The 18160-nt window shown below is 71.6% G+C and carries 18 protein-coding genes and 1 pseudogene; 4 read left to right on the top strand and 15 right to left on the bottom strand.

The window, feature by feature from the left end; genetic code table 11:
* Positions 1-80: 80 nt before the first annotated feature.
* Both KCH_RS12070 and KCH_RS41250 read left to right on the top strand, forming a co-directional pair.
* On the top strand, positions 81-1031 hold the full coding sequence (locus KCH_RS12070) for a hypothetical protein (RefSeq protein WP_035862502.1): 951 nt from the start codon (positions 81-83) through the stop codon (positions 1029-1031).
* Between the two features lie 46 nt (positions 1032-1077).
* The gene (locus KCH_RS41250; RefSeq protein WP_157032009.1) at positions 1078-1290 is read left to right on the top strand and encodes a hypothetical protein; all 213 of its coding nucleotides are present in this window, start codon (positions 1078-1080) and stop codon (positions 1288-1290) included.
* 296 nt (positions 1291-1586) lie between these two features.
* Here the strand turns inward: KCH_RS41250 and KCH_RS12075 are convergent, their stop codons facing one another.
* The 15 genes from KCH_RS12075 to KCH_RS37180 all read right to left on the bottom strand — a co-directional run bounded on the left by KCH_RS12075 (position 1587) and on the right by KCH_RS37180 (position 16284).
* A complete protein-coding gene (locus tag KCH_RS12075) occupies positions 1587-2789 on the bottom strand; it encodes a trans-2-enoyl-CoA reductase (RefSeq protein ID WP_035862505.1) in 1203 nt (400 codons plus the stop codon).
* Positions 2786-3052: an acyl carrier protein gene (locus KCH_RS12080; protein WP_035862507.1), complete on the bottom strand. Its 267-nt coding sequence runs from the start codon at positions 3050-3052 to the stop codon at positions 2786-2788. Before KCH_RS12080 ends, KCH_RS12075 begins: the two co-directional genes overlap by 4 nt.
* Positions 3053-3074: 22 nt before the next feature.
* Positions 3075-4259: a radical SAM/SPASM domain-containing protein gene (locus tag KCH_RS12085; RefSeq protein WP_035862508.1), complete on the bottom strand. Its 1185-nt coding sequence runs from the start codon at positions 4257-4259 to the stop codon at positions 3075-3077.
* Entirely contained in the window at positions 4256-4849 is a 594-nt protein-coding gene (locus KCH_RS12090; protein ID WP_157032010.1) for a class I SAM-dependent methyltransferase, read from the bottom strand. Before KCH_RS12090 ends, KCH_RS12085 begins: the two co-directional genes overlap by 4 nt.
* A 714-nt stretch (positions 4850-5563) precedes the next feature.
* The gene (locus KCH_RS12100) at positions 5564-6406 is read right to left on the bottom strand and encodes a hypothetical protein (RefSeq protein ID WP_035862512.1); all 843 of its coding nucleotides are present in this window, start codon (positions 6404-6406) and stop codon (positions 5564-5566) included.
* A 122-nt stretch (positions 6407-6528) separates the two neighbouring features.
* Positions 6529-7485: a hypothetical protein gene (locus tag KCH_RS12105; RefSeq protein WP_035862513.1), complete on the bottom strand. Its 957-nt coding sequence runs from the start codon at positions 7483-7485 to the stop codon at positions 6529-6531.
* 104 nt (positions 7486-7589) lie between these two features.
* On the bottom strand, positions 7590-7982 hold the full coding sequence (locus tag KCH_RS47645; RefSeq protein WP_244305302.1) for a nucleoside 2-deoxyribosyltransferase domain-containing protein: 393 nt from the start codon (positions 7980-7982) through the stop codon (positions 7590-7592).
* Between the two features lie 209 nt (positions 7983-8191).
* A complete protein-coding gene (locus KCH_RS41260) occupies positions 8192-8800 on the bottom strand; it encodes a hypothetical protein (protein ID WP_035862516.1) in 609 nt (202 codons plus the stop codon).
* Positions 8797-9303: a hypothetical protein gene (locus KCH_RS12120; RefSeq protein WP_035862518.1), complete on the bottom strand. Its 507-nt coding sequence runs from the start codon at positions 9301-9303 to the stop codon at positions 8797-8799. Before KCH_RS12120 ends, KCH_RS41260 begins: the two co-directional genes overlap by 4 nt.
* Entirely contained in the window at positions 9300-9851 is a 552-nt protein-coding gene (locus KCH_RS12125; RefSeq protein WP_035862520.1) for a helix-turn-helix transcriptional regulator, read from the bottom strand. Before KCH_RS12125 ends, KCH_RS12120 begins: the two co-directional genes overlap by 4 nt.
* Before the next feature lie 52 nt (positions 9852-9903).
* Positions 9904-11430, bottom strand: coding sequence for a Mur ligase domain-containing protein (locus tag KCH_RS12130; RefSeq protein WP_035862523.1), 1527 nt, complete (start codon positions 11428-11430; stop codon positions 9904-9906).
* An 85-nt stretch (positions 11431-11515) separates the two neighbouring features.
* Positions 11516-12922 (bottom strand): glutamine synthetase family protein, encoded by a 1407-nt coding sequence (locus KCH_RS12135; RefSeq protein WP_051652995.1) that lies wholly within the window; start codon positions 12920-12922, stop codon positions 11516-11518.
* Entirely contained in the window at positions 12919-14415 is a 1497-nt protein-coding gene (locus tag KCH_RS12140) for an amino acid permease (RefSeq protein ID WP_051652996.1), read from the bottom strand. Before KCH_RS12140 ends, KCH_RS12135 begins: the two co-directional genes overlap by 4 nt.
* A gap of 71 nt (positions 14416-14486) precedes the next feature.
* The gene (locus KCH_RS12145) at positions 14487-15470 is read right to left on the bottom strand and encodes a hypothetical protein (RefSeq protein ID WP_035862526.1); all 984 of its coding nucleotides are present in this window, start codon (positions 15468-15470) and stop codon (positions 14487-14489) included.
* A gap of 235 nt (positions 15471-15705) precedes the next feature.
* Positions 15706-16284: an ATP-binding protein gene (locus KCH_RS37180; RefSeq protein WP_051652997.1), complete on the bottom strand. Its 579-nt coding sequence runs from the start codon at positions 16282-16284 to the stop codon at positions 15706-15708.
* A 274-nt stretch (positions 16285-16558) separates the two neighbouring features.
* On the opposite strand from KCH_RS37180, the gene KCH_RS12155 reads away from it, so the two are divergent.
* Positions 16559-17941, top strand: a complete 1383-nt coding sequence (locus KCH_RS12155) for an NsdA family TPR-like regulatory protein (protein ID WP_035862528.1) — start codon at positions 16559-16561, stop codon at positions 17939-17941.
* Positions 17942-17974: 33 nt separating this feature from the next.
* Positions 17975-18160 (top strand): annotated as a pseudogene (locus KCH_RS42480) (aminoglycoside phosphotransferase family protein); the annotation flags it as partial.

Genomic DNA, 18160 nt, shown 5'->3' on the forward strand with positions numbered 1-18160 from the left:
AATGTTCCCACTGGGTGTCCCGCCGCCGTCGAAGCGCGCCGGCCAGCAGAACAGTTCGTCGGCGCAAAGGAGAAGACCGCTTGGCCCGCAGCAAGGACGACGTCGGCCGGTTCCTCTACTGGTCGGAGCGGCGGATCCGCGGCATCGCCCGCGACAACGGCATCACCCTCGGCCGCTGGAAACTCACCTCCGTGAGTCCACCGTCAACGGTCGGCCCGGTACCACTCCCCCAGGCATCGTTCAGCGCGCCCGCTCAGGAAACGGACCGGCGCGACATGACGATCCGAGTCCGCAAGGCTCTCAAGGCGCGAACCGTGGTGAGGTTCGACTCGCCTCCCCCCACCGACTTCGCCGAAGGGGTTGGCCGGATCGAGTTCGCACGCTTCATCGGCGGACCCGAACAGGACAAGGGCGTGCTGCTGCACACCCACACCTCCAGCCCTGACGGGCGACGGGTCGATGTGATCCTGTTCGGCAGCCTCGACAACACCCCCGACTTCCGCACCACCGATGCGGCAGTGGTCGGATGGACATCGTCAGCGTGGATGGCGGTCTCCCAGTTCATGGAGGGTTTCCGCCCCGACAGCATCAACTTCTGGGGCAGCACCGAGGAGGCCGCCTTCGAAGTTCTGAAGATCGCTCTGAACCAAGGATGTACGGGCCCCGACAGCGAGCACGCCGGCCGGCCGTGGACACGCGGATTCACCCTCGGCCGCGCCGAGAACTGCGAATGGTTCGCAGAGATCTACGCTGACATCGTCCTGGACCACGACACGTGGGCAGATCTGCTCTGGAACGAAGGCCTGGACGGCCCGGAACGCATCCTCATCGGCGCACCCGTATGGGTTCGAACCGCCAGCCCACAAGCCGTCGTTCGATACACCGAACTACGGGCACGCGGAGAAGACCAGCGCCGCTGGTCTCTGCCGATCCGCCGCAGGGCACGGACCGACGTGCACCCGATCACCGCCCCAGCAGAAGCCATTCCCCCTGGCACCGAGCCTTCCACCGAACCTGAACAGGTCAACTGACCAGCCGAAGCAGGCTGCCGCGCGCGACAATTCGGGACAGTTTCCTATGGGGACAGTAATTGCCTCCTCTCCCCTCCTCGGCCTGTGGCCTTCCTGCGGCCACCAGGGGGCCGAGGGCCGGGTCTGTACCCGACTGCGCGGCCACCGCGAACGTGCCGACGGTACCGGCCCGCTGATCCACCGCGACAAGCTCCACGCGTGGGAGGAGCAGCCCGCCGCTCCGTGGTGGACGGACTTCGAACTCGACGGCGGCAGTTGACCGGGGCCCGGACACCCGCGCCAGCCGGTCAGCGCGGGGACACCTGACGAGTACCCCGAGCAGGCGTGCAGCTGACGGTCAGCTCGCTGCGAGGACGCGCCCAGCGCGAGGTGCCCAAGCCCGCACCGACTACGCGCTGGAGATGGTGTTCTGGAACTCCCGCGCCGCTCGAATGCTGCCCCGTCTACTGAGGGGCAGCATCCGCGGGCCGATGTTCGTCACCTGCCGCACGTCGGCCAGTTGGTCTGGCACTGGTAGAGACCGTTCGACGGCCAGCCGCAGGCTGTGAGCGGCCGTTACTCGAAGTCCGGCCAGGCCACCGCCGTTTCGACATCGGCGCCGTAGTCCACACCGGGCACATCCCAGCCGTACAGCGCCCGGAACTGGTTGTAGAACCACTCGGCTCCGGCTGGCTCGTCGGCCAGCGCGGCGGTCGGGTCCGCCCATAGCTTGCGCACCTTCTCCTGGACCTTCTCGTCCAACTCCCAGCCGTCGAGCCGGATACGACCCTGCCGATCGAGGACGAGCGGTTTCTCACCAGCGAGTTGGGACCACAGGTCGATGGCCTGGTCAGCGGTGGTGTGCCAGCCCTCCCCGCCGAGGACGTTGTGCAGCAGCGAGGTGTACAAGGCGATGGACGGGATAGCAGTGGATGCCTGGGTGACGGCGGCGCCAGCGACGACGGTGAACGCCCGGCCCGCGCCGTCGGCGAGGACGCCGTCGGCCAAGGTGCGCGCAGTGGCCTCCAGGTGTTCCTTGGCAGCGCCGATCGTGCCCTGCCGGTAGACGGGCGCGGTGATGTCGGAGCCGACGTAGGACAGCGCGACGGTGGTGAAGCCGTCGCCGAGCAGGCCGCGCGCGGCCAGGGCCTCGACCCACAGCTGCCAGTCCGCGCCACCCATCACCTGCATGGTGGCGCGCTGCTCGGCCTCGTTCGCCGGGGTGAGCTGGACGGTGCCGACGGTCGCCACGCCGTCCGGGAACACGAGGGATGCTGCCTCGTACGGTTCACCGATCGGCTTGATGACGGAGTGGTGGACCTCGCCGGTGACGGGGTCGGTTCGGCGGGGCGCGGCCAAGCTGTAGATCAGGTGGTCGACCGGGCCGAACCGCTCGGCGATCAGGTCGAGCGCCTGCTCCTTGGCGTTGGACGAGAAGGCATCAGCGTTGACGAAGACGAAGTCCGTGTCGGTGCCGGCGGCGAGCTCGGCGGTGGCCGCGGTGCGGTACCAGCCGGCGGTCCCCGTACGTCGTTCGCTCGGCGCGCCCTCGAAGGCGACGCCGACGCCGCGGATGCTGTGTCGGCGCAGACCAGCGAGCAGGATCGACATGCCGTACCCGGCGCTGGAGCCGAGCAGCAGGACGACGGGGGTGCGACCTTCGGGTGTGCGCGGCGGGATCGATTCCCAGGTGCGCTTCACAACTTCGGCGCAGCCGTCGGGGTGGGAGTTGGCGATCAGGTAGCCGCGCTGCTTCGGGGTGATCTGCTGGAGGCTCACTCGGGGTCCGTTCCGGTGGGGTGGCCGAGGCGGGCGAGGAGGTCGCGCAGGTCGGCGACGGTGGCCAGGCGGCCGACTTCCTCGTCCGGGACGGTCACGGTCAACTGCTGCTCCAGGCCCACGACGAGCTCGTGCAGCGCGAGGCTGTCGATGCCGAGGTCGTGCTCCAGGTGCCCGTCTTCGGGGAGCGTATCCGGGTCGGCGCCCGCTGCTTGTGCGAGCGCGCCACGGAGGATCCGCGCGGTGCTTGTGGGTGTCGTCATTGCGTTGGCATCCCTTCATGGGCTATCCGGTGATGATCGGCCGGTGGCGCAGCAGGTCCTCGGATGCGATGACCGGCAGCGGCTTCGCGGGCGGCAGGCCGCGCTCGGCCCGGAAGCGGTCGGAGAGCAGTCCGCAGGAGTCGCAGAACCCGCCGCAGGTCGTGTTCTCGGTGAACTCGGCGGCAACCGCGCCATGCAGGCCCTTGAGGCCGCCGCCGGCGGCGATGAGCTGCAGGTACTCGGAGTCGTTGGCGCGTTCGACGATCGTGCGCAGCGGGGTGGTGAAGATGTTCCCGAAGCCGAGGGCCTCGGGCACGTCGAAGGAGGCGCAGGCGTACCAGCGGCCGTCCTGCTTGAGCAGCGCGGACGGCAGGATATATGTGCCGACGGTCGGTGCGAAGCAGTCGAAGCAGGCGTCCATCCACCGCTTCACCGTGGTGTGGCCGGGCCGGTCGGCCTTCTTCTGCTCGGCCAGCCGCTCGTTGTTGAGGTAGACCCGCATCGTCGAGTGGACGCGATCGTGCGGGAAGTCGCCGTACGCCTTCTCGTAGACCTCGATCAGCTCGTAGATCTTGTGGGTGCGGTCTGCGGGGTCGGCGAGGGAAGAGACGGCAACGTTCAACTCGTGGTCGGTGTAGCGGGTGACGGCACGGTGGAGGATTCGGGCGACGTACTCCAGCGGCATGGTCTGCTCGCCGACCGACAGCATGATCAGCGGCACCACCAGCTCGTTGTCGAGCAGTCCGGCCTTCTCCAGCTGGGCGAAGGTCCGCTCGCAGCGCCGGGGCGCTCCCCACACGCCGTTGGTGGTCAGCTTCGAGACGTCGATGCGGCGCGCCCGCAGCGCGGAGATCAGCGGGGTGAGTGCGTGGATCGCCACGAAGGGCTCGCCGCCGGTGATCGCCGCAGTCGGGAGACCTACCGAGTCGAACTCGTCGACGATCCGCGCGCGCTGATCCGGGGTCAGGGTGACGCCCTGTGCCAGCGGCAGCGCGCCCATCCCGCAGGAGGGGCACGAGTCGTTGCACTTCGTGGTCAGTTCCAACTCGATCCGCAGCGGCCGGTACCGCAGGCCGGTCAGGCCTGCGGCCGCGAACCGTTGTTCGATCACTTCGAAGACGTCCGCCCGCTTCGGCGCGTACTTGCCGAGGAACGGCTCCACCGGGCCGCGGCCGGCGATGAACGTGTGAGCTCCCTCCTTGATCACGACGCCACCTCCGGGGTGAACGTCTCGACGGTGACGCGGCGCTCGACCAGCTGGGTTCCCTCGCGATACCAGATTCCGCAGATTCCGTCCTGGTGGGTGCCGTACAGGTTGTGCAGCGAGGTGTAGAGGCCTGCGTCGGCGAGCTGCTGCCGGGTGATCGGGGTGATGTGCGTGGGGTCCATGGCGAGCACGTCGACGACGTCCGGGTTCGGGGTCGTCACCACGACGCCGTGCAGCGCACTGGACATCAGCTCGGCCAGCAGCCGGAACGGGTTCTCCAGGTGCTCCAGCACCTCCAGGCACGCCACCCAGTCCCAGCGGACCGGCGGCGACCAAACCTCCAAGTCGATGTCACCGGTCCAGCGGTCCACCGCCGTGTAGCGGCCTCGCCAGCCGTGGACGGTGCGCAGGCACACGTCCAGCTCGGTGTGGCCGGCGCCTATGTCGGCGACGCTGTGGCGGTCGGACAGCCCACCGGTGGCCAGCCGGTCCGCGGCGACCTCGTAGCGGGCACTGCGCTCGGCGTACGGGCGGCGCACGTGGCGCAGCACAGGCACCGGCGGGAAGCCGGAGTCACCGTTCCTAGTCACGATCTGCTCCTCTCGAATCTGCGGGGTGTTCCTCTACTCGCCTTCGTCGGGCCGCTGCCGTAGCTGCCCGGCCGAAGGCACTGGCCGGTCGTCAGATCAGGGCTGACGCCGGGACAGTGCTGGTGCCGGTGCTGGGCAAACCACCGGGGGGCGGGGTGTTACGGGCAGGGGCCGTCGGTGCGACGAGGCTGGAGCGGGAGCCGCAGCCACCCGCCAACAAGATGCCGGCCACGAAGCAGACGACCGCGACCACGAATATCTTGTTGCGCGCCCACCAGCCCTGCGGAGTCTCCTGCTCAGCGGTGATGATGTACCTCATTGCGATCCCTCGACGGAGTTCGGAGTTTCGGGTTGCTGCTCAGCCGCCGTCCGGTCTCCCGGCGCCCGGCGCATCGGGCGGCGGCCCTCGTGAGCAGGCCGCCGCCGGAGGTCGTCTACTTGCCGGTGTCAGTGGTGGCTGAGGGTCCGAGACCCATCCGGGTCAACCACCGCTGCGGGTCGGCGGTCTCGGTCAGGGCGTGCATGAAGTCCCTGCCGTCGAAGTACAGCTCCGGTATGTAGGGGCCCGGCGGTGTTGATGAGCGTGAAGTGCGTCATTTCCTCGTGCAATTCGCTGGGTGGTTCGGTTCGGAACGCGGGCGGTGGCGGCCCGGCGGCCGGCGGTGAGCGCGGGCGCGGTACGGGGCGGCAGTCGCTCACTCCGGGCGTGGCCGGTCAGTGGAGGGCGGCGTAGATGGCGAGGCCGTTGTAGAGAGCGTGGGCGGCGATGAGCGGGAGGACGCGGCGCTGGTGGAGGAAGATGCCGACCGCGGCCGCGCCGACGATGGCGGCGGCGAGGGCAGGCGGGCCCATGTAGAGCTGCACGACGAGCCGGGCGGCCACGCCGGCGGCGATCATCGCCGGCGCGGGCACTCGCAGGGCCAGGCCGAGTGCCCACAGTCCGCCGGCCATGACCACTTCCTGGACCACCGCGTCCGATACGACCCGCACGATGAGCACGCCGGTCGGGGTGGTGTTCAGCCCGAGGTCAGCGACTTGGTCGAGCGCCCCGAACTGTGCGAGGACCACCGCGACGGCGGAGGCCAGGAACATCGCGATGCCGTAGAGCAGGGCGGGTGCGACCGCGCTGTTGACGGTGCGCCAGGTCGGCCGGGCCGGGCGGAGATCCTCGCCGCCCGCGTGCCGGACCAGTTCGATGGCCAGCAGCGCCAGCACGGCGGGGGTGAGCAGCAGCCGAAGGACCGTGACGTCGGTGGCCCCGGACAGATCGCCGATCAGGTTGGCGTGGGCGATGGCGATCGTGACGGCGGCGATGCACACGGGATCACGCCACCCGCGCAGGGTGCGGGCCTGGCGCAGCCACACGGTGACGGCGGCGGCGGCGAGCACTCCGCCGCACTCGACGATGGCGGTCACGGCGATGGGTGCTCGCTGGCCCGCGATGCGGTAGACGAGATAGACGAGTTCGGGGGCGAGGGCGCAGGTGGCGAGGATGCCCCACAGGAGCAGCCAGCGCGCCTGGGCGCTGCGGGTGTTGGGTAAGGCGGTGGTGGTCATGGAGGACTTTCGGCTCTGGTGGTGCCGGGCCCGCGCCGGGCCCGGGTTGGCGGAACACCGGTGTGGGCTGCGGCCGGCGCGGGGGGTGCCGTCCCGGCCGGGTCGGGACGGCACCCGTTCGGTCAGTGGCGGAAGGTGACGACGGGCCGGTTCATCACGGTCCACAGCCCGCTGCGGCTCCAGCGGGTGATCTGGGGCGCGTGGTCGGACATCGCCCGCACCTCGGGGCTGGTCGGGGTCTCGGAGCTGATGAGCGCGTCGGGCAGTTCGTCGGAGACGTAGGTGCGGTCGATCGGGCCGAGACCGCCGGGCGGCAGGTCCGCGTCGGGGACGCGCTGACGGTCCTTGTCGGGCCCGTGTCCGGTGGTGGGCCGGTCGGCGCCCGTCTGTCCGAGCACGGTCGCCGCGTGCCGGCCGACGTCCACCATGCGGCGGCAGGTCATGAGCCGGTCGGCTTGGTCGTCGGGCCTGAAGGTGCCGTCGGGGTCGAGGATCGAGCGGTTCAGGGCGTAGGCGCGGTCCTCCGCGTGGTCCAGGCTGAGCGGGGCGCGGCCTGCCGGCCAGGAGTTCCAGTCGCCGGCCACCAGGCCCAGCCGGCCGTCGTGGACCATGTTCGCCAGCAGCCATCGGAGCTGGGTGAGGCGGGCCGACGGGTCGCCGAAGTCGGCGTGGACGGAGGCGACCGACAGTTTGCGCGCGCTGAGGGCGCCGGTGGCGGCGTCGATGAGGTGGAGCCTCGCGGTGGCGGGGCGGTGCCGAATTTCCGGCGGGTAGGCCACCCACTTCGAGTCGGGCCGGAACACGGCGGCGTCGTAGAGGAGGACGTTGCGGCTTCCCGGGCGGACGTTGGGTGCCTCCACGAAGGCCAGGCCGAGCTGGTCGGCGACCGTCGCTGCCTGGCCGTCCTGAAGTTCCTGCAGCGTCATCAGGTGCGGGCGGATGCCGGTCTCCTGGGCGCGCCGGTCGATCCACTCCAGGAACCGGTCGAGGTGCCATCCGTGCTGGATGTTGGCGTTGACGTGCTCGATGACGTCGGGGTCGTGGGGGTCGTCCGTGACGGCCGCGGGTGTGGTGGACATGCGGGATGCCTCTCTGTGTCGGGTCAGGGTGGGCGGCGCGCCGGGGGTTGCGCCGTGTCCGGCCGGCGGGGGCGCGCGGGCCTGAGGCGGAGCGGGCGGGGTGCTCACGGCTTCGACGGCCGGTCGGCGGTGTCGGCGGAGCGTGCAGGGTCGAGGGCGGCGAGGGCGGCGGCGACGGTGTCGGCGAGGGTGTCGGCGACGGGCAGCCACGGCAGCCTGTGTGCGAGCAGGACGCGGTTGGCGCGCTGGGCGGGATCGGCGGGGTTGCAGCCGACGACCACCGTGCCGCCGTACGGGGTGAACAGGCCGGCCTCGTAGCAGGCGTGCACCCGGACGAGGCCGATCGGGTTCCAGAACAGGACGAGGTCGGCGCGGCGGATGTAGCGGTCCTGCCAGCCGAAGGGGGCCCACGCGGTGTAGGGGTCGGTGCCGGCGTTGCGGGAGGGACGCGGGTTGAGGACGGTGCCGTCGAAGCCGGCGCGCGCCAGCAGATCCACGGCTTGGGACTGCCAGTCAGGGCAGCCGACGGTCGCCCCGGCGAGGAACACCGACGGCCGGTCGTCGGGCTCGAACGCCTGCGGCGCTTCGATGTATCGGAGGCTGCCGGAGCGGTTCCTGTCACCGGGAAGAGGTGACGCGGCGGCGGTTTTGCGTGTCTGAGGGCTCATCACTTCTTTGCAGGGCGTGGGCGCGGACAGCGGGAGGTTCATGGGCGGATCCGGTCGGTGGTGCGGTGGGTGCGGCCCTGACCCGGACGGCCGCCATGGGTGTGGTGCGGGTGGTGCGTGGTGGTGCGGTGTGCGGCGGGGCGGCGGAGCAGCCGGTCGCAGGCCGCTGCTGCCGCGAGGGCGGGGGCTGCGGCCAGGGCGAGCCAGACGGGCTGGGCCCGGTCGCGGTGCTCGATCAGGAACAGCAGGGCTGCTCCGGTGGGCAGGCCGAGCAGGAAACACACGACGGCCGCTGCGCCACGGCACGGAGCGGCTGCCCGGTCCGGTTGAGCGGCGGCATCGTCGCCGGCCGTCGGCAGCAGCTGCGCGGGTCGGGTGCGCCATCGCGCGAGCGGACCGCGCCCGGCCCGGTAGGCGCGGAACTCCAGGGCGCCGACGAGAACACAGAGGACTGCCATGGCGAACAGGACGAGGTCCTCGGTGAGGGTGCGCGTCGCGGGGACGCTGCCGATCGCGAAGCCGACGGCGGACCCGAGGACGAGCGAAAGGATGGAGACGACCAGCAGCGCGGCGGCGGCGAGCCGCCCGAACCGCCGCAGCATCGCGTCCTTTCGGGCCGACTCCTCCTCGAACCTGGGGAACGTCACGATGCCGCCTCCCCGGGTGGGGCGGGCTCGACGAGCCCGGTCAGGACGCCGACGACGACGGCCTCCTCCGGACTCCACACGCCCAGGCGCAGGAACAGCGTGCGCAGGTAGGCCGCCATCGACTTCTGCGCGGCGCCGAGGCCGAGCACGCGGGCGACCGCCTCGGTGGTCAGGCCGTCCGCCCAGCCATAGAGGATCGTCAGACACCGGGGAGGCAGGCCCGAGCGAGCCGCCGCCACCCCCTCGGTGTCGATCGGGGCACTGATGAGGCCGGCCGCTGCCATCCAGCCGGAGAGCTGGGGCCGGGTGCGGGCACCGGTCCTGCGCAGGAGGGCCTCGACGGCTTTCCGGGCGGCCTCGGTGCTGCGGTACGGGCCGGGCGCGGCGGCGATGCCGCGGGGGCCGATGCCTGTTGCGACGAGGACGGCGAGCTTGTGCTCCTGGGCCGTGAGGTCGCGCAGGCGGGTCAGATGCACGGCGTCCTGCTGATCGGCGGCGGTCACAGCAGCACCAAAGCCGGGGTGCCGACGGCGTCCGTCCGCCCCTCCGGGGGACGGCCGTTCGCAAAGGGGCCGGTGCCGGTGAGCGGTTCGGCCGGCCAGGCGGGGTTGATGTGGCTCAGCAGCACCAGGCCGGTGAGGACGCCGACGACGGCGGCCTGCGGCGCGCAGCCGACGCCCAGGCCGGCGAGCACCGCCTTGCCGTAGCTGCGGACCGTGGTCGAGGCGATGCCCATCTCGGCGGCCAGCTCGGCGTTGACCTTCCCGCCGGCCCAGCCGCGCAGGAGTTGCCGCTGCCGCCGGGGCAGGGCGGGCGTCGTGATCAGCGCCCCGGTGGGGTGCACGGGTCGGGTGACGATCCGCCGGGCGGTGGCCCATGCCGCCAGGTGCGCCGGGGTGCGGGTGCCGGTCGCGGCGAGAACGGTGTCGATCGCGTCGCGCACCCCTTCCGGCCGAAGTCGGATCTCCGGCTCGGCGGCGATCTGCCTGGAGTTCGCGCCGCCGGTGACGAGAACCGTCAACCGGCGCTGGGCGGCGGTGAGTTGGGGCATGGGATTGGGGATCACAGCGGGTCTCTCTTCGACGGGCGGTGGTTCGGGTGATTCACGGCTGCGGTGGCGCGGGCGCGCTCTGCGCGGCGAGGTGGGTGAGCAGGCGCGGGCCGAGCTGCTCGGCGCTGCCGGTGCCGACGACGAGGACCAGGTCGCCGTCGCCGGCCATCGCGGCGATCTTCTGCGCGGGGCCCGCCGCGCCGCGTCCGGTGCGCAGGCGGTGGACCGCTGCGGTGCTGAGTCGGTGGCGGGCGGCCTGCTCGATGGCGTCGAGGGGGTCCGGTGCGACGGTGTGGTGGGTCAGCGGAGTGTCGACGGGCAGGAGCAGGACCCGGTTGGCGGCGGCGAGGGCGTTGCCGAGCTCAGCGGCGTGGGCGCCGGCGCGGGCCAGGCCGTCGGGGGTGAGGGCGACGATCAGGGAGCCCTCGGTGAGATGCCGGGCGGCCTGCACGTCGTGGGCGACTTCGTGAGGGTGCCGGGCGCGGGAGTCGACCACGGTGATGCCCGCCGCCTCGCCGAGGACGGTCAGGGAGCGGTGCGCGCCGAGGAAGGCGGTGGCGCGCTGGACGACCGCGTGCGGGTCCTCCCCGATCGCGAGGGCGGTGGCGATCGCCGCGCACACCGCCAAGGCGTGGTGCCGGCCGGCCACAGAGAGGTCGAAGCCGTGGCCCTCCGCGCGGTGGCGCAGCACGGCATGGAAGCCGGTGGCATTGCGGGCAAGGCGGATGATCCGGACGGTGGAGGCGGCGTCGGAGCCGACGGTGACCACGTCCGGGCCCTTGCGGCCGGTGAGGCGTTCGTGGAGGTTCGCCAAGCCGCCGTCCCAGGCCGGCAGGACGACGATGTCGGCGCGGCGGGCGAGGCGTTCGGCGGCGTCGAGTCCGGCGACGACGTCCTCGTAGTGCGGGGCGTTGGCACCGGTGGACACGATCAGCGCGGCGGCGTGGTGCTGCTCGGTGTTCGGCAGGTACGGGGCGGGCAGGTGCTGCCAGGCGTAGGGCGGGGCGGCCTCGTGGGTGGTGGTGTCCGGGCAGAAGTCGACCACGATCCGGCCCCCGGCGGCGGCGCGCCCGGCGACGCCGGCGCGCGCGGGGGTGTTGAGGATCCAGCCGGTGCGCCCGTCGTCGAGGACGGCGGCCAGGGCGGCGGCAGCGGTGGCGGTGCTGTGGCTGCCGCCGACGGCCACCGTCACCGCGCCCGCGTCGGCGGTGATCGCCCGCAGGGCCGAGGCCCGGCCGAGAACGGGCAGATGCACGGCACGGGCGCGGTCGAGTTCGGGGTGCGGGGCGGCGACGGCGCTCGACCACACCACCGCGCTGCGCTCGGCACCCACGTGCGCCGGGTCGAAGCCGGCGTGCACCCGGACGCCGGCCGCTTCGAGGGCGGCCACGGCAGGGCTGCGAGCCAGGTCGGCCGGGACGGAGCCGGTGACGTCCGCCCCAGACTCGGCCAGCCACCGGGCCAGGCCCTCCATGCCGGGCGCGGCGACGTTGACCAGGTGCGGAGCGGCCAGCAGCGCCGGCACCGCGCCGGAGCGGCTCGCCCCGGCGGCGGAGCCGGGGCGCGTGGTGGTGGTCATGAGTTTCCTCCGACGGACAAGAAAGAGTGGGAAGTTGGTCCGGGCCGGCGGCGGAGTGCGAGGAGCCCCGTCGCCGGCCCGGGGCTCAGGCCTGGGTCAGGCCGCGCTCGACCTCGGCGTCGGTGACGCGGGCGGCGTGGTGGTCCAGGTCCATGCGGGCGACGCGGGCCAGGTGCGCGACGACCGGCTCGCCCAGCAGCTCGCCGGCCAGTGCGCTCGTCTCGAACCGGGCGAGGGCCTCCTCCAGCGAGCGCGGCACCAGCGGCGCATCGTGCTGCCGGTAGGCGTCGCCGACGGTGGCGGGCGGGGGCGTGAGCTTCTCCGCGATGCCGTGCCGGATGCCGGCCAGCACGGCCGCCAGGGCGAGCAGCGGGTTGGCGTCCGCCCCGGGAAGCCGGACTTCGAGCCGCAGGCTCGGGCCATGGCCGACCACCCGCACCGCGCACGTGCGGTTGTCGCGGCCCCAGGCGAGGCGGGCCGGGGCGAACGAGTGCGGCTGCAGGCGCTTGTAGCTGTTGACGTACGGCGCCCACAGCGGCGCGAGTTCCGGCAGCACCGTCAGCAGCCCGGCCACCGCGTGCCCGCCCAGCTCCGACAGCTCCGTCCCGTGCGCCGGGTCGGCTGCCAGCAGCGGGCCGCCGGAATCGTGCAGGGAGACGTGCAGGTGCATCCCGGAGCCCACGCCGGTGGACGGGGCCGCCATGAACGATGCCGTCAGCCCCTGCTCTTCGGCGATCGTCTTCGCGGCGTGCTTGAACAGCACGTGCTGCTCGCACGCATCCGTGGCCTGTCCGTAGGGGAAGGTGACCTCCACCTGGCCGTGCCCGCTTTCGCCCTTGACGGCCTCGACGGGCAGGCCGGCTCCGGCAAGGTGGCGGCGCAGGCGGCGGCCGAACTCCCGCACCGCCGGCGGCTGGTCGAGCGCGTAGTCGCCGTTGCGCCCGACCGCGGGACGGAGCCCGCGCCAACCGGCCGCCGCAGCGTCCCGGGCCGTGCCCTCGTAGAGCACGAACTCGGTCTCGATCCCCACCAGCGGCACTGGGCCGAGCCGGACGAGGTGGTGCAGTTGCTCGGCCAGCACCGTGCCCGGGGCGAGCGGGTGCGGGCATCCGCCGCTGACCGGATCGGCGAGGACCAGCGCGGTGCCCGGCAGCCACGGCAGCACCCGCGCGTTCTCCACGTCCGGCAGCAGGGCGACGTCCCCGAAGCCTGACTGCCAGGAGAACGGCCCGTCGGCGGGCGGGGTCATACCCAGGTCCGTGCCGAGCACGTACCCGCACATCTCCGGGGACAGCGCCCCCGACCCCAGCCGCTCCACCAGGGTCCGCGCGTCGTACTCCTTGCCCTGGAGGCGGCCCTGCTGGTCCCCCGTCGCCAGCAGCACCGTGTCGATCCTGTGTTCCTCGACCAACTCTTCCAGCGAACCGGTCGGCGAGGTGGCCGCCCGCGCTGGGGTCTCGGCCGCACGGGCGGCCGTCGTCGTCGCGCTCATACGATCTGCGCCTCGATCCGGGCCAGGTGCGGGTCGGCCACCACCGGCACGTCGAACCGGTCACCGGCGATCCGCCACCACCCCCACGCGAGGGCGAGAACCGCGAGCAGTGTCACAGGCGCGTAGTTGAACGTCTCGACGGTCACCGGGTACCGCTGCGGCAGGCACACCAGCACGACCAGCACCGCCACCCACGCCACCGCTGCGATCCCCACCGGCCGGCTCCACCGGCCCAGGTTCCACGGCCCGGGCGTGAACCGGTCGCGCTGCCGCAGCCGCAGGTACACCGGGATGATGTAGCTGGGCGTCATGCCGACGACGTTGACCGCCGTGATCGCCCCGTACGCGGTGGCCGACCACAGCGAAGGGACGGCCAGGACGAACGCCGCGCCGACGGCCAGCCACACCGCCGGCACCGGGGTGCCGTTCGCCGACACCCTGCGCCAGGTCGCCGATCCGGGCAGGGCGTTGTCCCGCGAGAACGCGTAGATCATCCGGGACGCGGCGGTGGTCTCCGCCGAGCCGCAGAACAGTTGGGCGCCGATCACGACCAGCAGCAAAAGCTTCGCGCCGGTGGTGCCGAGGGTGTCGAGGAAGATCTGCGCGGGCGGCACCGCCGCGCCGGCGGTGCCGGCGTAGTCCTGCACCGCGAACAGCAGGCCGGCCAGCAGCACGAACCCCGCCAGCAGTGACACCCAGATCGAGCGGACGATGCCGCGCGGCGCCGCGACTCGCGCGTTCACCGTCTCCTCCGACATGTGCGCGGACGCGTCGTAGCCGCAGAACGTGTAGCCGCCCAGCAGCAGGCCGATCGCGCTCACGTAGATCGGGTTCGACCAGCCGGTGCCGTTGGCGAAGTGCCCGAACACCCAGCCCACGGACTGGTGATGGGACGGCACGACCGCCAGCACACCCACGATCAGCGCGACCCCCAGCAGGTGCCACCACACCGAGATGCTGTTGAGCACGGACACGACGCGGACGCCGACGACGTTCAGCGCGGCGTGCAGCAGCAGGACGCCCGCGAAGATCGCCAGGATCAGCCCCGGCGTCGGCACCGTTCCCCACTGCAACCCGGCGAACGCAGCGATGAACGACGCCGCCCCGTAGTCGATCCCCGCGATCCCGCCGATCAGGCCTAGCAGGTTGAGCCAGCCCACCGTCCAGCCCCACCGCGGACCGCCGAGCCGCTGCGCCATGTAGTACAGGCCGCCGGAGGTGGGGTAGGCGCTGGTGACCTCCGCCAGCGCCGCGCCGATCAGCAGCACCGCCAGGCCCACGGCGGCCCAGCCCCACATCATCACCGCCGGGCCGCCGGCCAGCAGGCCGAACCCGAACAGCGTCATGCCGCCCGACAGGACGCTGATCACCGAGAACGACACGGCGAAGTTCCCGAAGCCGCCCATGCGGCGCACGAGTTCGGGCTCGTAGCCGAGGGTGCGAAGGTGATCGTCCTCACCGGGAGCGAGACCGGGACGCTGGTGCCTGGGCATGGCGGAACCTCCTGAGGGGTCGGGTCGGATCCCGGCGGCGACACCGGGCGGAAGAAGAGATTGAGCAGGGGTCAGCGGGCCGCGAACGCCTTATTGACGGAGTCGCGCAGCAGACGGTCGGGATCGGCCGAGAGGCTGACCCACGGTTCGTGGGAGACGAACGGATGCATCGCGGCGAACACCTCGGCGGCGTCCTGATGGCGGCGGGTCGCCGACAGCGCGTGCGCAAGGTGGCTCTCGTCCGCGACCGGCCAGTGGACGCCCGCACCGCGAGCGGCCCGCCAGTGCGCCAGCACCTGCTGCACGGCCAGGCGGACTGACTCGTCGTTCGTCCACTGCAGGTACGCCGCAGCCTCCGCGCCCTTCTCCGCCCGCCGGTACCGCTCGACGTGCAGATACAGCGGCAGCGCGTGCAAGGGCGAACCGGCGGGAGCATCGCGCAGGTGCCCGGACAGGAACGACGACGCCGGGCCGATCTCTCCCCTGCCCAGCCAGAACCGCAGCATCCGGTGGAACGCCTCCCGGTTCCACGGGTCCGTCCGCCGCACCTGCTCGAACAGCGCCCACGGGCCGGGCGGAAGCAGCCGGTCCGCCGCCGGCACCCGGTGCTCCGGCCGTGCCAACTCCTGGTCCAGTTGCGCGAGCGCCAGCAGCCCGAGCCACGGGACCGGATCGCCCGCCAGCATCGACGCCGCCAGCCGGCACCACTCCCGTGCCGACTCCACGTACTGCCCCAACTCGCGGGGAGCGCCGGCACGCTGGCCGGCGAGGAGGGCCGCCTCGACTGCGACCCTGCACCGCAAGGTTGTCAGGCCGAACGCGTTGGGCTCCTCCTCGGCCCAGCGGTCGAGCACGTTGAGACGGGTGGCCACCGCGCCGAGCACCTGCGTCCGCGACGTCCACAGCCCAGGGTCGTTCCAGGACCGGTGCAGCAGCCCTTGCACCGACCACACCCGCCCCTGCCGGAACTCCTCGACGGCCTCCCGAAGATCGCCGTCGTGACCGGCAGGGTGCTGCACGAACTGTCCCGAGCGAGGCGCGAATGCGGTGTCCATGGCTGGCCCTTCCTGAGGATTCGGGTGGCGACGTCGCCGAGCACGGGGTTGCGTTTGAACGGTCATCGGGCCTCTGCCGGGACCCTGCTCCGGGCGGCGCACTCCTTGGCGCGTGTGGCTGGGGAGGACGTGGTGATCGTCATGGTTCTTCCTGGAGTCTCGACGAGGGGCAGTTCGTCGAGCGCCGGTGGGTGACGCGTTGAGAGGGAGGATCGTGAGGCGCGGCCGGGATGTCTCAAGCGGCCCGGTTCTGGGCGCTCCGGCGCAGGATCCGGCTGGGCAGACGGCTCGCGGCGCGGCTAACCAGGCCCCGGTGAGCCGCCGAGTCCCTCGCGGTCGCGGGCAGCGGGCGTTGCTGCTCCGGCGCCTGGGCAGATCCGCCAACGGCGAGATCAACTTCTAGTTCGAACCAGACGGCGCACCACAGGATGCCGTCTTCGCCGGCCTGCAACTCCCAGCCGACCTGGTCAACCATCGTCTGCACGAGGAACAGGCCGCGCCCCGTCTCCGCGTCCAGATCCGCGTCGGCGAGGGCAGCCGGGGCAGTCCTGGTGCGGTACGGGTTCATGACCGTGACACGCAGCACGCCCCGGGCCTGGTCCGTCGCGGTCTCCACGTGCAGAACCTCGTTGTCGCTCTCGCCTCCGACGCCGTGCAGCAGAGCATTGGTGACGATCTCCGAGACGCTGAGCCGGATCGCCTCGCACTGAGTGGGCGCCAGGTCCAGACTGGCCAGCTCGGCAAGGACAGTGTTGCGGACCCAACCGACGCAGGCGTATCGCGCGGCAGCGGTGAAGCGGGTGATGACGTGCATGGCAGATCCTCCGGGCCGATCAGGTGGTGCGGCTGGGGGGTGAATCCGGCGGCGTCCCCGCCCAAGGCGGTTGGCCGAGGTCGTCGCGTGCTCAGAGAGGGTCGCCGAGCGAACGGAGGGGCGGCAATCGGAAGAAGTCAAGGTTTCAGGGCCGAAGTCGCGGATCCACCTCACTTCAGCCAGCAACACCGTTACTAGTTAAGGTTTTTGGCGCATCATCAGTGAGCTCGGGCACTACGCTGCCTGCACTGCTGTTTGTGGGGGAGGTCGTCCGATGGTGCACAAGCCATCCTGTGCCGCGCGGATCAGAGCGACTGCCGCTGCGGAGAACTGGACTCTGGACGCGACTATCGCTTCGATCGCGGAGTGCTGCGACGTCAGTCGGTTGAGAGCCCACCGTTTGGCCCGGGGCTGGACCCTTCGTCGAGCGGTTGATGAGCTGCGTCGGCTCTGCCTGCGGGACGGGGCCTCTCAACCGGGGGTGGACGAGGACCAGTTCGCTGCGTGGGAGAAAGGCCGGATGCCACGAGGCAAGACCCTGGACCTGCTGTGCCGCCTCTACGAGACGGATACACAGGGGCTTGGGTTGGCCGGTTCCTACCACCCGAACATGTCGGTGCCGACTCCGGTTGCGAGCGGCGCCACGACTTCGAGGCCGGCAGCTGGCACGCTGGCTGCCTTCGCCACCGCGGAGCCCGTCATCGAAGCCGTTGAGACGTACCGGCGCGCGTTGGACAGCACGTTGGCCAGCACTACTGCCAGCGCCACCCAGCTCGAAGTGCTGGACGAGCAGGTCATGGACCTCCGGCAGGTCTACATCTTCGCGCCTCCGGCCGAGATGCTGCTCCGGCTCCTTGGCACGCTCGAAGAGGTCCGTCTGCTGTCCGGTGAACGGCAGCCTGCAGCCGTCCAGGTACGCCTCTCGGAGATGATCGCGGTGCTCGCCACCCTCGTCGCCGATGCGCTGATGAAGTTGGGCCGCCTCGACCAGGCGCGCATGTGGTACGGCACGGCGCGAGCCGCAGCAGACGATGCTGGCGGGATCGAACTGCGCTCCCGCATTCGGGTCCAGGCCGCAATGCTGCCGTACTACTACGGACCGCTCGAACGGGCGGCGAGCCTGGCCAAGGATGCCCGGCTGTTGAACCGCGGCCGGGCAACATCCACCGGGGCGTTTGCTGCCGCCGCTGAGGCGCGGGCCTTGGCGCGGCTCGGCGATGTCGAAGGGGCACGTACCGCCGTCCGGCAGGCGATCGAGCTGTTCGACCATGCCCCGGCCGGTCCTGCTGACGATGCATGGGCGTTCCCCCGACGTCGGCTGCTGCTGTACCTGTCGGGTGCTTTCACCGCCCTGGGCGAGGTGCGGGAGGCACTCCGCGTGCAGCAGGAAGCTTTGGCGCTGTACCCGGACCGAACCGGTATCGACCCGGCGCTCCTTCGCCTCGAGGAAGCGATGTGCTTGGTTCATCAGCGGAACCCCTCCGAGGCGTGCGAGCTTGCCAGCAGCGCCTACCTGGCGGTGCCCGAGGAGCTTCGGACGGAGATCCTGGGGGTTCGCACCAAGGAGGTGATTCGGATAATGCCTGCGCGGGTCCGCGAGACACGAGCTGCTCGACAGCTCGGCGAACTTCTCGCCTTGCCCACCGGCCGGATGTGACAGGATCGGCCTCGGCCCGTCAGCCTGACGGGTATGACGACTGTTCCGGAAATCCGGATCGGCGGATTCGCCGAGTCCGAGGTGTTCGCCGTCCTCGAAACCGCTTGCCGACGCGTTGGAGTCGACGCCTCCGATGCCAAGCTGCTGCGAGGCCACACCAACGCCGTCTACCTGCTGGAATCTGCTGGCGCGGTCGTCAAGGTCGCCCGAGCGGGAAGC

It is taken from the genome of Kitasatospora cheerisanensis KCTC 2395 (genome assembly GCF_000696185.1).
GTDB classification, from domain to species: domain Bacteria; phylum Actinomycetota; class Actinomycetes; order Streptomycetales; family Streptomycetaceae; genus Kitasatospora; species Kitasatospora cheerisanensis.

Bases quoted from the DNA above. Each gene is read 5' to 3' on its own strand.
- KCH_RS12140 (WP_051652996.1), bottom strand. From the start codon at position 14,415: ATGCCCAGGCACCAGCGTCCCGGTCTCGCTCCCGGTGAGGACGATCAC.
- KCH_RS12130 (WP_035862523.1), bottom strand. From the start codon at position 11,430: ATGACCACCACCACGCGCCCCGGCTCCGCCGCCGGGGCGAGCCGCTCC.
- KCH_RS12105 (WP_035862513.1), bottom strand. From the start codon at position 7,485: ATGTCCACCACACCCGCGGCCGTCACGGACGACCCCCACGACCCCGAC.
- KCH_RS41250 (WP_157032009.1), top strand. From the start codon at position 1,078: ATGGGGACAGTAATTGCCTCCTCTCCCCTCCTCGGCCTGTGGCCTTCC.
- KCH_RS12100 (WP_035862512.1), bottom strand. From the start codon at position 6,406: ATGACCACCACCGCCTTACCCAACACCCGCAGCGCCCAGGCGCGCTGG.
- KCH_RS12145 (WP_035862526.1), bottom strand. From the start codon at position 15,470: ATGGACACCGCATTCGCGCCTCGCTCGGGACAGTTCGTGCAGCACCCT.
- KCH_RS12125 (WP_035862520.1), bottom strand. From the start codon at position 9,851: ATGCCCCAACTCACCGCCGCCCAGCGCCGGTTGACGGTTCTCGTCACC.
- KCH_RS12155 (WP_035862528.1), top strand. From the start codon at position 16,559: ATGGTGCACAAGCCATCCTGTGCCGCGCGGATCAGAGCGACTGCCGCT.
- KCH_RS12080 (WP_035862507.1), bottom strand. From the start codon at position 3,052: ATGACGACACCCACAAGCACCGCGCGGATCCTCCGTGGCGCGCTCGCA.
- KCH_RS37180 (WP_051652997.1), bottom strand. From the start codon at position 16,284: ATGCACGTCATCACCCGCTTCACCGCTGCCGCGCGATACGCCTGCGTC.
- KCH_RS12135 (WP_051652995.1), bottom strand. From the start codon at position 12,922: ATGAGCGCGACGACGACGGCCGCCCGTGCGGCCGAGACCCCAGCGCGG.